The 13954-nt window shown below is 37.9% G+C and carries 14 protein-coding genes and 1 riboswitch; of the genes, 5 read left to right on the top strand and 9 right to left on the bottom strand.

Going from position 1 to position 13954, the window contains the following annotated elements; translation table 11 throughout:
* Positions 1-38: 38 nt before the first annotated feature.
* A complete protein-coding gene (locus LO754_RS17470; RefSeq protein WP_231784911.1) occupies positions 39-1346 on the bottom strand; it encodes a DRTGG domain-containing protein in 1308 nt (435 codons plus the stop codon).
* 152 nt (positions 1347-1498) lie between these two features.
* Positions 1499-2182, bottom strand: a complete 684-nt coding sequence (locus LO754_RS17475) for a metal-dependent hydrolase (RefSeq protein ID WP_231784912.1) — start codon at positions 2180-2182, stop codon at positions 1499-1501.
* 307 nt (positions 2183-2489) lie between these two features.
* Here LO754_RS17475 and LO754_RS17480 point away from each other — a divergent pair, with 307 nt between their 5' ends.
* Positions 2490-3578, top strand: a complete 1089-nt coding sequence (locus LO754_RS17480) for a M24 family metallopeptidase (RefSeq protein WP_024363793.1) — start codon at positions 2490-2492, stop codon at positions 3576-3578.
* A 376-nt stretch (positions 3579-3954) separates the two neighbouring features.
* On the opposite strand, the gene ald is transcribed toward LO754_RS17480, so the two are convergent.
* Positions 3955-5070, bottom strand: a complete 1116-nt coding sequence (gene ald, locus LO754_RS17485; protein ID WP_024363792.1) for an alanine dehydrogenase — start codon at positions 5068-5070, stop codon at positions 3955-3957.
* Between the two features lie 298 nt (positions 5071-5368).
* On the opposite strand from ald, the gene LO754_RS17490 reads away from it, so the two are divergent.
* Complete coding sequence (locus LO754_RS17490; RefSeq protein WP_024363791.1) at positions 5369-5818, top strand: universal stress protein; 450 nt, start codon at positions 5369-5371, stop codon at positions 5816-5818.
* A gap of 48 nt (positions 5819-5866) precedes the next feature.
* Here the strand turns inward: LO754_RS17490 and LO754_RS17495 are convergent, their stop codons facing one another.
* The 5 genes from LO754_RS17495 to mbcS all read right to left on the bottom strand — a co-directional run bounded on the left by LO754_RS17495 (position 5867) and on the right by mbcS (position 11046).
* A complete protein-coding gene (locus LO754_RS17495) occupies positions 5867-6796 on the bottom strand; it encodes a class I SAM-dependent methyltransferase (RefSeq protein ID WP_229387374.1) in 930 nt (309 codons plus the stop codon).
* 88 nt (positions 6797-6884) lie between these two features.
* Positions 6885-7388 (bottom strand): thiol peroxidase, encoded by a 504-nt coding sequence (gene tpx / locus LO754_RS17500; RefSeq protein ID WP_024363789.1) that lies wholly within the window; start codon positions 7386-7388, stop codon positions 6885-6887.
* A gap of 249 nt (positions 7389-7637) precedes the next feature.
* Positions 7638-8246 (bottom strand): RDD family protein, encoded by a 609-nt coding sequence (locus tag LO754_RS17505; protein ID WP_231784913.1) that lies wholly within the window; start codon positions 8244-8246, stop codon positions 7638-7640.
* A gap of 12 nt (positions 8247-8258) precedes the next feature.
* The gene (gene sppA, locus LO754_RS17510; protein WP_231784914.1) at positions 8259-9272 is read right to left on the bottom strand and encodes a signal peptide peptidase SppA; all 1014 of its coding nucleotides are present in this window, start codon (positions 9270-9272) and stop codon (positions 8259-8261) included.
* Between the two features lie 187 nt (positions 9273-9459).
* Positions 9460-11046, bottom strand: a complete 1587-nt coding sequence (gene mbcS, locus LO754_RS17515; RefSeq protein WP_231786350.1) for an acyl-CoA synthetase MbcS — start codon at positions 11044-11046, stop codon at positions 9460-9462.
* Between the two features lie 194 nt (positions 11047-11240).
* Positions 11241-11338, top strand: a riboswitch (TPP riboswitch).
* Between the two features lie 92 nt (positions 11339-11430).
* On the opposite strand from mbcS, the gene thiM reads away from it, so the two are divergent.
* Genes thiM through thiE form a run of 3 tightly spaced genes read left to right on the top strand, consistent with a single transcriptional unit; the run spans position 11431 to position 13629 of the window.
* A complete protein-coding gene (gene thiM, locus LO754_RS17520) occupies positions 11431-12186 on the top strand; it encodes a hydroxyethylthiazole kinase (RefSeq protein ID WP_231784915.1) in 756 nt (251 codons plus the stop codon).
* On the top strand, positions 12186-13013 hold the full coding sequence (gene thiD, locus LO754_RS17525; protein ID WP_231786351.1) for a bifunctional hydroxymethylpyrimidine kinase/phosphomethylpyrimidine kinase: 828 nt from the start codon (positions 12186-12188) through the stop codon (positions 13011-13013). Before thiM ends, thiD begins: the two co-directional genes overlap by 1 nt.
* Positions 13000-13629 carry a thiamine phosphate synthase gene (gene thiE / locus LO754_RS17530; protein ID WP_255702584.1) on the top strand — a complete coding sequence of 210 codons (630 nt, stop codon included), beginning with the start codon at positions 13000-13002 and terminating at the stop codon, positions 13627-13629. Before thiD ends, thiE begins: the two co-directional genes overlap by 14 nt.
* Positions 13630-13736: 107 nt before the next feature.
* Here the strand turns inward: thiE and LO754_RS17535 are convergent, their stop codons facing one another.
* A complete protein-coding gene (locus tag LO754_RS17535; protein ID WP_024363781.1) occupies positions 13737-13943 on the bottom strand; it encodes an alpha/beta-type small acid-soluble spore protein in 207 nt (68 codons plus the stop codon).
* Positions 13944-13954: the final 11 nt, after the last annotated feature.

Genomic DNA, 13954 nt, shown 5'->3' on the forward strand with positions numbered 1-13954 from the left:
GACCTAGTATTTGCACTAGAGTATCCCTTTTTGTGTACTTAACGCTCCAATAGCTGGAACATCATCATTGCCTTACCGACAAGCATTTGCTCATTAAATACTTCGAAGTCCATCTTAACAAACTTCCGACTCATATCTAAAATGCGGGGCTTAACAGTAAGTGTGCTCTCCATTTGAACAGGCTTAATGAAATAAATCGTCATGTTTTCTGCCACTGCATCGCCACGTTTTCGACGCTTTAATGCAAATGACCCAACTTCGGCTAGTAAAGTTGTAAATGCTCCGTAAGAAATAGCCCCATATTGGTTTGTCATTTGCGGTGTCACTTTAAACTCAACGATTAAATCTTCATCGCCTAGCACTTTCATCTCATTCTTTACTAAATCATCAATTGTTTCACCGTGCTGAGGCTGTCTTTGTGCAAGTTGCAATGCTTTCAGCACATCTTGACGACTAATTACACCTTGTAGAACATTATCGTCATTGACAATTGGTAGTAAATCGATTCCTTCCCAAATCATGCGGTGCCCTGCAGACGCGACGCTCATTTTCATTGAACCAGCGATTGGATTTTTCGTCATAACCTTTTCAATCAGCTCGTCTTCTTCCCTACCAATAACGTCTTTAACAGTGATCATTCCGACCAATTTATTGTTGGCAGTTACTACTGGGAATGCACCATGTGTTGTACGCTCATTCAACTTGTGGAAATGATGAATCGTTTCATCATTGCGTAACACAGATGTCTCAACCATTGGTACATAGATATCCTCAATAAATAAAATATCTTTTTTAATTAACTGGTCATAAATAGCACGGTTAATCATCGTGGCAACAGTAAAAGTATCGTAGCTAGTAGAAATAATCGGTAAATCCAGTGCATCGGCAAGTTGCTTATTGTCATCTGTTGTGTCAAAGCCACCGGTAATTAATACAGCAGCACCTGCACGTAGCGCATTTTCGTGCGCTTTTATACGGTTTCCGACGATAAGTAAGCTACCAGCATCTGTATAACGCATCATATCTTCTAATTGCATCGCACCTATTACAAATTTTGTTAATGTTTTATGTAGACCTGTTTTACCACCTAATACTTTGCCATCTACAATATTAACAATTTCGGCAAATGTTAACCGTTCGATGTTTTCTTTCTTTTTCTTTTCAATACGAATTGTTCCGACACGCTCAATAGAACTTACTAAGCGACGATTTTCCGCTTCTTTTATAGCGCGGTAAGCCGTTCCCTCACTAACTTGCATTTCTTTTGCAATTTGTCGTACTGAAATTTTATCGCCCACGGGTAGTGACTCGATGTATTGTAAAATCTTCTCATGTTTTGTTGACAAAATATCACCTATTTCTCAAGCAATGAATTCTGTTCTTAGTGTACCATATTTTTTGCGAAAATATTGAGTATAAAGGTGTAAAATGTTTAACGTTTCCTATTATTTCAACTACGCACGTGGTGTCAATTATTATAGTACAGCACCTTAAATGATTAGGAACAGTTTACTTTTTCACCAGCTTTTAAAATTTGAACCTCTGCATTTTGCACTAAATTTGCAAAAATTTGCGGATCCTGCTCAATCGGAGGGAATGTATTATAATGTATCGGTACAACAATTTTTGGTTTTAAAAATTCTACAGCACATGCAGCATCTTCAGAGCCCATCGTAAAGTTATCTCCAATTGGTATAAACGCTATATCAATTGGATGACGTTCACCAATTAATTTCATATCGCTAAATAGTGCTGTATCCCCCGCATGATAAATCGTTAATCCCTCGATAAATAATAGCACACCGGCAGGCATTCCCATGTAAATGATTTCATTGTTTTCTGTTATATAAGAGGAGCCGTGGAAAGCCTGTGTAAACTTCACCTTCCCAAAATCGAACTGTTTTGCTCCACCAATATGCATTGGATGCGCTTTCACACCCTGCCATGAAATCCAGTTTGCTAATTCATTTGGTGCAATAACTAGCGCGTCCTTTTTCTTAGCAAGTTCCACCGTATCCCCTACATGATCATTATGCCCATGTGTAAGTAAAATAATATCCGGCGCCTCATCTGTAACCTTCAAATCGGTTTGGCTATTTCCATTAATGAAGGGGTCAATTAAAATTGTTTTATCATTTGTCTGAATTTTAACGACAGAATGACCATGATAACTAATTTGCATAAAAACGTTCCTCCCAATACCATAATATTTGCTCCATCTTTTAATTCGCTATCCATGCGCTTTTTCCCTTTTTTTGATATGCTTGTACAGGATATGAAAAGTGCTATAGTGCTAGCTTTTCCTTTGACATGTATATGCCGAGAAAAGAACCATCGTGCTAAATCATTTTTTGTTATAACCGCGCTGCGGGTGCTCCAAATAAACGTAAGCATTGCATTGCTTATACCTAAAAATGAAGCCACTTGAAAGATGATGTTTTAAATTAACATCGAAAAAAACTAGGTGCAATATGAGGAGGAAATGGATGATGTCAAAAGTACAAGAAATCCAAAACTATTTACAAAAAAATCAAATTGATGCCGCATTCGTAACGACTCCCGATAATGTCTATTACGTATCAGGTTTTAAAAGTAATCCCCACGAACGATTACTAGGTGTGATGATTTTTAAAGAAGCAGAACCTTTTTTAATTTGTCCACAAATGGAAATTCCAGATGCACAAGCTGCCGGCTGGTCATATGAAGTAATCGGTCATCAAGATACAGATAATGCTATGGATGTTCTTGCACAAGCGATTCATAAGCGCAATGTAAATCCATCAACATTTGCGATTGAAAAAGCACAGCTTATCGTAGAACGTTTAGAAGCTTTACAACAATCATTTCCACAAGCTCAATTCGTACGCCTTGATGAAAAAATTAATGCAATGCGTGTGATTAAAGATGAAAATGAGTTAAATAAGTTACGCAAAGCGGCTCAACTTGCCGATTATGCGATTGAAGTAGGTTGCAAAGAAATTGCTGAAGGTAAAACTGAAATGGAGATTTTAACTGCTATTGAAAGTGCTATTCAAGAAAAAGGCTGTAAAATGTCCTTTGAAACAATGGTATTAAGTGGACCAAAATCGGCTTCACCACATGGTAAACCTGGTTCACGTAAAATCGAAAAAGGCGATATGGTGTTATTTGATTTAGGGGTAATTTACGATGGTTATTGCTCTGATATTACACGTACAGTAGCTTTTGGTGAACCATCTGCTCCACAAAAGGCAATCTATAATGCTGTATTAGCGGCTAATACCAATGCCATTGCAGCTGTAAAGCCTGGCGTACGTGCAATGGATTTAGATAAAATTGCGCGCGATACTATTACAGACGCAGGATTTGGTGAATATTTCACACATCGACTTGGCCATGGGCTTGGCATTTCCGTTCATGAATTCCCATCTATTACAGGAACAAATGACATGATGATGGAAGAAGGCATGGTATTCACAATCGAACCTGGTGTTTACAAATCTGATGTGACAGGTGTCCGTATTGAGGATGATGTCGTGGTTACAAAAGATGGTGTGGAAGTATTAACAAAATTCCCTAAAGACTTAATCGTACTGTAAGACAAGGTATTTTACAGTTGGAAATACGATGTAGAAGATAGCACAGTTTCTCTGGATTCTTTTACAGTCACAAAAGAGAAAAAGTGTTAGATTGACTAAAGTCAATCTAACACTTTTTCTTTATCGTTTGTTGTCCGTTATGGCGATGCTTTCTGCTCGGAATGCCCGCGTCTTACATGATGTTTGTTCTGAGCAGGAGTCAGCGCCTACGTCAACAACTAATGCTAGCTTCAATATTTTTATTTATTGTAAAAGGAAGAATTGCTAATCCAACATAAATGGATATTTCTGTCCTTCTTTTGGCATTTCATGGTTCAGATGTATTCATACGTAACGAATAGCAACCACAGGATATATTAATTTTAGTTATTCATTATTATTGGATTAATTCATCCACATTCACATATGGCAAGCCTTGTGCTTCTGCTACCGCTTTATAAGTAATATGCCCCTCTAATGCATTCACACCTTTTTTCAATGCAGGATTGTCAATACATGCTTGCTTATAGCCTTTATTGGCAATTTGCAACGCATATGGAATTGTATTATTTGTTAAAGCAATCGTTGAAGTACGTGGCACAGCCCCTGGCATATTGGCAACAGCATAGTGGACTACCCCATGTTTAACATACGTTGGATCATCATGTGTTGTAACACGATCAGATGTCGCAAAAATTCCACCTTGGTCAATCGCAATATCCACAACAACAGAACCTGGTTGCATCGATTGAATCATTTCTTCCGAAACTAACTTTGGAGCCTTTGCACCAGGAATTAGAACAGCACCGACAACTAAATCTGAGTGTTTCACAGATTCTGCAATATTATACGGGTTAGACATTAATGTTTGAACATCGCGACCAAACATATCTTCTAATTGACGTAGACGTTCTGGACTTAAATCAATAACTGTTACGTCTGCTCCCATACCAACTGCGATTTTCGCAGCGTTTGTTCCGGCGATTCCGCCACCAATTACTGTTACTTTACCGCGTTGTACACCTGATACACCGCCTAGTAAAATCCCTTTACCACCGTGATTTTTCTCTAAATATTGCGCACCAATTTGTGTTGCCATTTTACCAGCTACTTCACTCATTGGTGTTAATAAAGGTAGTGAACCATTTGCAAGTTGAACCGTTTCATAGGCAATACCTACAACTTTTTTATCTATTAATGCCTGCGTTAATTCACGCTCTGGCGCTAAGTGCAAGTAGGTAAATAAGATTTGTCCCTCATAAAAGTAATCGTATTCCGATGCTACGGGTTCTTTTACTTTTAAAATCATTTCTTGAGCCCACGCTTCTTTTGCCGATGCAACGATATGTGCACCTGCTGCTACGTAATCTGCATCTGTAAAACTTGAACCGATACCAGCTCCTGTTTCAATATACACTTCGTGCCCAGCATGCGTTAAGGATACAACTCCTGCTGGTGTCATTGCTACGCGATTTTCGTTGTTTTTAATTTCCTTTGGAATACCAATCTTCATATTTCCAATCCCCTTTCATAACCTATGAACTAAGCAATTTTCATCAAAATACGTTTCATCGTAAATGATGCACCCCTTGCATTTCCATCTTACCAAACATGTGCAAAAAATGCTTTAATTAAAGCAAATACTAATTAAATTTACAATATTTATAAAATATCAAATAGTAAGACTATTAAAGATATACGAGTCATTGTACAGTAAATGCCTTCACTTTTTCACAAATTTTCTTCGGAAAGTATTTCCTTTAGAAAATCATTTGATATAATATCATTATACAAATAGGGAGGTAATACAAATGGCTAATCATTATAAAAGCATTGTAGTTGCAGTAGACGGTTCTAAAGAGGCAGAGTACGCTTTTCGTAAATCAATCGACGTTGCTAAACGTAACGAAGGTGCTGTTTTAAACCTAGTAAATGTTATTGATACACGTTCATTCGCTGCTATTGAAGCATATGACCGTTCCATTGCAGAGCGTGCACAAGCTTTCTCTGAAGAATTATTAAATGGTTACAAAAAACAAGCTGAAGAAGAAGGCTTAACAAACGTAAACCTTGTAATCGAGTATGGATCTCCTAAAAATATTATTACAAAAGAGCTTTCTAAAATCGTTGATGCAGATTTAATTATCTGTGGCGCTACTGGTTTAAATGCAGTAGAACGCTTCCTAATCGGTTCAGTATCTGAAGCAATCGTACGTTCTGCAAATTGTGACGTACTTGTTATCCGTACACCAGAAGCTTAATCGCAATACATAAAAAGGTATCCTAATTCGGATACCTTTTTTATTATTTTATTTTCCTTCTTGCCACATCTTCACTTTCTCAAAAAACAGTGCAAGCGCTTGTTTATTTTGCATATTTGGTACTTTTGCCAATAATACTTCTTTCGGGGCTTTAAAAGCTTCCCCTTGCTTTTGTAAAATCACAATACTTTTTTCAAGTGCTTTATTGGCAAACATTGTTTCTGGCAATTGAATAATCGCTTGAATCCAAGCATGCTTTTGGATGTACTTATGCAGTTGTTTCGACTGTTCTGATTCAAAAAGATGTGTTGGCGCTAAGAAAAATAAATAGCCTCCGTCTTTCGTATAATTGATAGACTGCTCAATAAATAAATGATGAGCATAGCTCATGCCTTCAGAAGCACAAAGCTCATAATCTAGTGCTACTTCCTCATTCGGATAGTATCCGACTGGTAAATCACAAACAATCGCATCTACAGGATCCACCAATAAGTCTTGCAACGCATCTTGGCGATATAAAGAAACTGGTTGCTCTGTTAAATCTGCTGTTGCTGCAGCTAATTGGATCAGTAATTCATCTACCTCCACGCCTGATGCTTCTAATTTTCCATCAAGTAAATTCATAACTGTTAACAATAAATTACCTGTTCCCACTGCTGGGTCCATGATTGTCAGCTTTTCTTTCTCTAATCGATCCGCAAAAATTTGTTCAACAAAATAACCAACTAATAAACCAAGCGTATCTGGCGTCATTTGATGATTTGGCTGGGAACCTTTACGCATCCCTTTTAAAATCGCAATTTGAATAGATTTACGCACATCTTCTTTCGTTGCTCCTTGTTGGGAGAAATCTACTTCTCCATCAAGCCATGCTTCTAGCCCATCAAGCACACCTTCAAGCAATGTCGCATCTTGCTCTTTTTCTATTTTTTCTGCATGCTCATTCAGCATCCCAAATAGTTTTTCAATTTTTTCCATACACAACTTCCTTTCACGCAGAAAAGAGCCGTGACAAAACCTGTCACAGCCCTTTTGTCTAGTATTATCTTAGCCTAAAAGAAGCAAATTATGCTAGTGCTTTCACTGCTGCAATTGCTGCTTCATAGTTTGGATGATCTGTAGCTTCAGGTACATACTCGACATAAGTCACTTTGCCAGTTGCATCTACCACAAAAACAGCACGTGCTAGAAGGCGTAATTCTTTAATATATACGCCATATGCTTCACCAAATGACAGGTCGCGATGATCTGAAACTGTTTGAACAGCATCAATTCCTGCAGCTCCGCACCAACGTTTTTGTGCAAATGGCAGGTCAACTGATACTGTATAAATTACTACATCATCGCCTAAATTTGCAGCTTCCTCATTAAAACGGCGCGTTTGTGCATCACATACACCTGTATCTAATGATGGGACTACGCTAAACAAGCGAATTTTACCTTCTGAATCTTTTAAAGAAACAGGTGATAAATCATTTGCTAATACTGTGAAATCCGGTGCTTGGTCTCCAACCTTTACTTCATTACCTATTAGTGTTACTGGACCCTTTTTAAATGTAATTTGTGCCATGTTAACGCCTCCTAATCATCATATGTACATAATCTTACTAAATGTAGGGAAATAATTGCAACTAGGACAACTTATCTTCATGCAATTATTGTGATGGCTTGTCAGCTACCACTCCTATTTACACTGTTCACACACATTTTTGAAGATAATTACAAAAAAATGTTAGATGACTGTAATCATCTAACATTTTACATATCAAAAATTTACATCTCTTTGTCAAGTCACTCAAAGTGATGTTTTGCCTGCTGATTATTCCTCAGGCTTCTCCTCCAAGTTTTCAGGCTCTTTAGCAGTTTCCTGAATAGTTGCTGGCGTTTGTACTGTTGCTTGCACAGATTCTTTTGCTATATACACTTTTTCATGAACAACCGTAGTCTCCGCAAAATAATCATGTATACCTTGATTGTCAGGTAAAATCGCAACTAAAATATACAGCGGCGTAAAGATATTACTGATTAAGCGACCAATCCATTCTCTGAACAGCACATCTGACCATTGGAGTTTATCATGTTTCAGCGATACTACACGTAACCCCAATGCCATTTTCCCTAAAGTTTGCCCGAAAAATTTCGTCATCAAAACAAAGTAACAATAATAAAGAACAGCTGAAATAATTGAAATAGGTGCATACCACACTGATTCTGATAATGACCAGTCCATTAAGTAAAATATTGGATTAACAGCAATTCCTATTATTGCAGAAATAATTAATCCATCCAGGACAAATGCCCAAAAACGTACCCAAAATCCTGCGGTCTTCAATTCATAGTTTGTCATCACTGTAGGCGTCACTGTTTTATCTAGCAATTCTTGGCTTATCGAGGGTGTCCCTTGCAAAACGAAATCATTGTTTGTCATGGTATGCCCTCCTTAGTATTCACCATATAAATACATCATTTTTGGTGCCTTGTATTCCGTCATAATTTTCATCAACATTTTTTCTTCAGCCGAAGGACCAAATAGTGAACCTACTTTCATGCCAATTAATGACGGTAAGCCTCCTTGATTATACGAGTATTCGAAAAGAACTGCATCCTCTAATCCAAAATCTTGTCGTAAAGCTGCAATTGCTGCTTGCTCATCGCCAATTTCGTCAATTAAGCCTGCTTCAAGTGCCTTTGTACCGCCAAGAATTCGACCATCAGCTACCTTTTTTACATCCTCTTCAGACATATTTCGTCCTTTTTCAACAATATCAACGAACTCTTCATAAGATTCATTAATCATATCTTGCATCATAGCACGTTCTTCTGCAGTAATTTCACGCGTAGGGCTTAGCATATCTTTATGTTGCCCTGATTTAAACGTTTCAAATTTCACGCCAACTTTTTCGGCTAATTCTTGATAATTAATAGATTGCATAATGACACCAATAGAACCTGTTATTGTATCACGATGTGCATAAATTTTATCTGCTGGTGCTGAAATGTAGTAACCACCCGACGCTGCCATAGAATCCATCGACACGTAGATAGGAATTTGACGCTCTTCTTTAATTTCTAACAATTTCTTATAAATTTCTGCCGATTCCTTTACTCCACCACCTGGAGTATTCACACTTAGTACAATCCCCTGTACTGTATCATCAGCTAAAATATTATCCAATTGATTTAAGAAAAACTGATGATCGTAAGCAATGGATTGCCATAATGTATTCGATCCAACATCTTGAATCGTCCCATCCACTTTCAAATATGCGATACGTTTAGTATGATCTTCACCTTCAATAATCGTTTCGTATACATCTAAATTTTTGCCAGCCATCACGCTATCAAAATTACTAAAGAAATCTGATTTAAAAATCGCCATAATTGTGTTAAGTCCTAATGAAAACACTAATAATACAGCTGCAACTGCTAAGGCTATCCACCTTTTTGTATTCATCTAATCGCCTCCTCTTCACGTTATACGTCTAAATGTCCAAAACGTTTCACTTTTAAGTGATTTTTATGTAAAAGTTTTTCCCACATCTATTATTTTGCCATAAACGAAATAGGGATGTACAAAAAAAATCAAAAGTTCATCATAAAGCATGAACTTTGATTTTTCGACATTATTTCCTAGGAAATAATTATTGGTGTGTGTAATGGCCTTTTTCTTGTTGTCGTAATTCGACACGACGGATTTTTCCAGATGCAGTCTTTGGTAATGCTTCAACAAATTCAATTGCCCGTGGATATTTATAAGGTGCTGTCATCAGCTTCACATGGTTTTGTAGCTTTTGAATAAGCGTATCATCACCTGTCACTCCTTCACGCAAGACGATAAAGGCTTTCACAATATTTCCTCTTACTTCATCAGGGCTTGCCACAACAGCAGCTTCTTTAACAGTAGGATGCTTCATTAAGGCATCTTCCACTTCAAATGGCCCAATTGTATAGCCTGACGAAATAATGACATCATCACCACGTCCCTCAAACCAAAAATAGCCATCTGCATCTTTGTATGCTCGGTCACCTGTAATATACCAATCTCCACGGAATTGCATGCTAGTGCGTTCTGGGTCCTTGAAATACTTTTTAAACAGTGCTGGGGTTTGACGATGAACGGCAATATCTCCAACAACGCCATCAGCAACAGGATTTCCAAAATCATCAATAATTTCGACTGTATTGCCTGGTGTCGGTTTACCCATAGAGCCGACGCGAGCATCCATGCCAACTAGTGTCCCAACAAGTAATGTATTTTCTGTTTGGCCATAGCCATCACGCACTTGAATATGAAACGTTTTTGAAAACACTTTAACGACTTCACTATTTAACGGCTCACCCGCTGATACAGCTTGACGGATGGCACTTAAATTATAGTCCTGTAGATTGTTAAGTGTGGCCATAAAGCGATATTCTGTTGGGGTACAACATAACACATTTACTTTAAATTTTTCTAGCAATGACAAGTAAGTCGAAGCATCAAATTTTCCTTTATAGACAAATGCTGTTGCTCCACTACCTAAAGTTGCTAAAAACGGACTCCAAATCCATTTTTGCCAACCGGGTGCGGCAGTAGCCCAAACTATATCATTTTCTTGGACACCTAACCAATTCGGTGCTGTCGTACGTAAATGCGCATAACCCCAGCTATGTGTATGAACAGCTGCCTTAGGATTCCCTGTTGTCCCACTTGTATAAGCTAAAAAGGCATGATCTGTACTTTTTGTCGGTGTAGGGTTTGTATAATTTGTAGGATGTTCCTTCATTTTTTCAAGCAATGGTTGCCATGGTGCATGCGCGTGACCAATAACGAATTGCATAATTCCTTTTAAATTTGTTACGTCGTCAAATTGCTCAATATATGGCTCATAGGCGATAATACCTTTGGCATTGGCATGTGTAATACGATATTCAATATCCTTTGTACGTAACATTTCAGAGCTAGGGATAATAGTTAAACCCGCTTTCAGTGCCGCTATGTAAACAATATAAGCTTCGACAGATCTTGGAACCATCACTAATAGCACATCGCCCTTCGTTAAACCCTGCGAAGTAAATACATGGGCAGCCTGATTCGCCTTTTCCAGTAAATTTGCGTATGTAATATATTGAATTTCTTCGTTGTCATTATAAACTATTAATGCATTTTTAGATGGATCTTGAGCATACTTTTCAATTTCCTCCACAATGTTATACCATTCTGGTGCAATTAAATCCTGTCTTTTCATCATAACTTCCTCCTTAATACTAGGTTCATTATAAAACTCATTTTTTACGATTTTCAATGGAAGGACCCTATTTTAAAAAAGTCATGACAATTATCATGGTCTAGTATATGGCATCAGTCACTGCTTTCCAAATAATGATAAAATGCTATTGAATACTATGAAAAGGTATGTTACATTTTGGTCAACTAAAATTTTCATGATTGCAGGGGGACTCTTGTGAGTTGAGAAGGTAAAACCTGACCCTTTGAACCTGTTAGTTAATACTGACGTAGGGAGCAATACACATCTTATTATTGATGAAAAGCTCTTTTTACGTGTGCCTTGTGCCCGAATAAAAAAGAGCTTTTTTTGCATGCTTACGTCCACCAAAAGAGGAGGACTACAATGGTTTTTCAAACGATTCGTAAAAAACAACCGTTGATTCACTGCATAACCAATTATGTAGTGGCAAATTTTCAAGCAAATGGCTTACTAGCAATTGGTGCATCACCGGTAATGGCGGATGATCCGCAGGAAGTCGAAGAAATGGTATCCATCGCATCAGCGTTATTAGTCAATATCGGAACGCTTACTACACGAACAAAAGAGTCTATGTTACTTGCAGGAAAAAAAGCGAATGCCCTTGGTATACCAGTAATTTTGGACCCAGTAGCTGCTGGCGCTACAGCATACCGCAAACAAACGGTACTACAGTTATTAGATTCGATTCATTTTGCTGTTATCCGCTGTAATGTTGGCGAACTTGCCGCGATTGCTAATGTACAATGGCAACAAAAAGGTGTTGATAGTGGTACTGGTTCCATGTCTGTTGAGGATAAAGCAAAAGAAATAGCAAAAAAATTTAATTGCATCGTGATTGTAACTGGTGAAAAAGATTTTATAACCGATGGGAACCTTGCGCAATGGATTGCTGGTGGTCATACTCGAATGACAGAAGTGACAGGTACTGGCTGTTTATTAAGCGCAATTTGTTGTGCTGCATATATGGCGGGCAATGAGCCTTTTTCTCAATTATGCGAAACATTAACGAGCTATAAAAAAATTGCTGAACATGCTCATTCGGCTGCTCAATACAATGGTGATTTTGCTGTAGCAGTCTTAAACGAATTGCATCGTTTATCGAAGGACGGTGATATTTGATGCACATTGTTACAACAATAGCGGGCTCTGATAGCGGTGGCGGTGCAGGTATCCAAGCAGATTTAAAAACATTTCAAGAATTAGATGTATTCGGAACGTCCGTAATTACAGCTTTAACTGCCCAAAACACACAAGGTGTCATGGATGTGCTACCCATTGAAAAAGCCTTTATAAATAAACAATTTCATGCTCTCTTAGAGGATTTTCCAATTAGCGCCATTAAGACTGGCATGCTTTTTTCCTCTGATATTATTCGTACAATTGCGCTAGCTATGACGAATTTAACCATCCCTCTTATTGTTGATCCTGTCATGATTGCAAAGGGCGGTGAAACTTTATTACAACAAGAAGCTGTGGAGGCATTAAGAAACAATTTATTACCACTTGCCACGATTGTAACGCCAAATATTCCAGAAGCTGAAACATTAGCTGCAAGAAAAATCGAAACCGTGTCTGACATTCGACTTGCGGCGCATTCGTTACTACAGCTAGGTGTTCAATGCGTGATTATCAAAGGTGGCCATCTAGCGAACAAAGATTTTGCTGTAGATTATGTATTTTTTAAAAATGGCAAATCATTCTCAATGCAATCTAATCGAATTGCGACCAAAAATACACACGGTACAGGGTGTACATTTTCTGCCGCATTAACAGCTTTTATTGGCCGTCAAATGCCGATAGAGCAAGCCATTATTGAGGCTAAGAAATTCATTCAACTAGCAATTACTCATAACTTATCGATTGGTCATGGTAATGGACCAACAAATCATTTTGCTTACCAAAAATTTAAAGAAAGTTGCGAGGTGACCATAGGTGAAACGCAGTGATTTGCAGCTCTATTTTATAATGGGTACAGCGAATGCCAAAATCAAACAACCATTAGCAATACTAGAAGAAGCATTGCAAGCTGGTATTACGATGTTCCAATTTCGAGAAAAAGGAACAGATGCACTAACTGATGAACATTATGAACATTTTGCCCGTCAATGCCAAAAACGATGTCATCACTACAATGTTCCATTTATCGTAAATGATGATATTGAGCTTGCCTTAAAGCTCAAGGCAGACGGTATTCATATTGGACAAGATGATTGTCCCATCTCACTAGTAAGAGAAAAAATTGGTGAGGAAATAATACTTGGTGTTTCGGTTCATACAGCGGATGAATTACAAATCGCCATAGAAAATGGCGCAGATTATGTAGGGATTGGTCCCATATTTGCCACCACTTCTAAAAACGATGCCAAAGCGCCAAGTGGTACTGAATTTTTACAACAAGCACGCCGTCATTATCCCGAGTTGCCGATTGTAGCAATTGGTGGCATTAACTGTCAGAATGCAGAAACTGTATTAAAAGCTGGTGCAGACGGTGTAGCAGTTATTTCCGCAATTTGTGAAAGTCATAATATTCACCAAACCGTTGAGACCTTTAAATCGTATTGATTGAATAATTCGAGTTACGCTAGTCATAAAAAAAGTAAAAATAAACAAACTAAAACCAGTGCCTTTTACGGTCACTGGTTTTAAGTTCAATAAATGCTTTTTTGCAATTATTGTTTTGGCATACCTTTTAATTGAGATTCTGCCATTTGTACAAGACGTTTAGTGATTTCACCACCAACGGAACCGTTAGCACGAGCTGAAGCGTCAGCTCCTAATTGAACACCAAATTCTTGTGCAATTTCGTATTTCATTTGATCAAGCGCTTGTTGTACTCCAGGTACTGCAAGCTTGTTTGAACTGTTGTTGTTTGTCATGTCTCTCACCT

The organism is Lysinibacillus sp. GJ-1 (assembly GCF_021166035.1).
GTDB lineage: Bacteria > Bacillota > Bacilli > Bacillales_A > Planococcaceae > Lysinibacillus > Lysinibacillus sphaericus.

What these genes read in the sequence shown, in the direction of transcription:
- LO754_RS17475 (WP_231784912.1), bottom strand. Translation starts at nt 2,182, where the DNA reads ATGCAAATTAGTTATCATGGTCATTCTGTCGTTAAAATTCAGACAAAT.
- LO754_RS17480 (WP_024363793.1), top strand. Translation starts at nt 2,490, where the DNA reads ATGTCAAAAGTACAAGAAATCCAAAACTATTTACAAAAAAATCAAATT.
- ald (WP_024363792.1), bottom strand. Translation starts at nt 5,070, where the DNA reads ATGAAGATTGGTATTCCAAAGGAAATTAAAAACAACGAAAATCGCGTA.
- LO754_RS17490 (WP_024363791.1), top strand. Translation starts at nt 5,369, where the DNA reads ATGGCTAATCATTATAAAAGCATTGTAGTTGCAGTAGACGGTTCTAAA.
- LO754_RS17495 (WP_229387374.1), bottom strand. Translation starts at nt 6,796, where the DNA reads ATGGAAAAAATTGAAAAACTATTTGGGATGCTGAATGAGCATGCAGAA.
- tpx (WP_024363789.1), bottom strand. Translation starts at nt 7,388, where the DNA reads ATGGCACAAATTACATTTAAAAAGGGTCCAGTAACACTAATAGGTAAT.
- LO754_RS17505 (WP_231784913.1), bottom strand. Translation starts at nt 8,246, where the DNA reads ATGACAAACAATGATTTCGTTTTGCAAGGGACACCCTCGATAAGCCAA.
- sppA (WP_231784914.1), bottom strand. Translation starts at nt 9,272, where the DNA reads ATGAATACAAAAAGGTGGATAGCCTTAGCAGTTGCAGCTGTATTATTA.
- mbcS (WP_231786350.1), bottom strand. Translation starts at nt 11,046, where the DNA reads ATGAAAAGACAGGATTTAATTGCACCAGAATGGTATAACATTGTGGAG.
- thiM (WP_231784915.1), top strand. Translation starts at nt 11,431, where the DNA reads ATGGTTTTTCAAACGATTCGTAAAAAACAACCGTTGATTCACTGCATA.
- thiD (WP_231786351.1), top strand. Translation starts at nt 12,186, where the DNA reads ATGCACATTGTTACAACAATAGCGGGCTCTGATAGCGGTGGCGGTGCA.
- LO754_RS17535 (WP_024363781.1), bottom strand. Translation starts at nt 13,943, where the DNA reads ATGACAAACAACAACAGTTCAAACAAGCTTGCAGTACCTGGAGTACAA.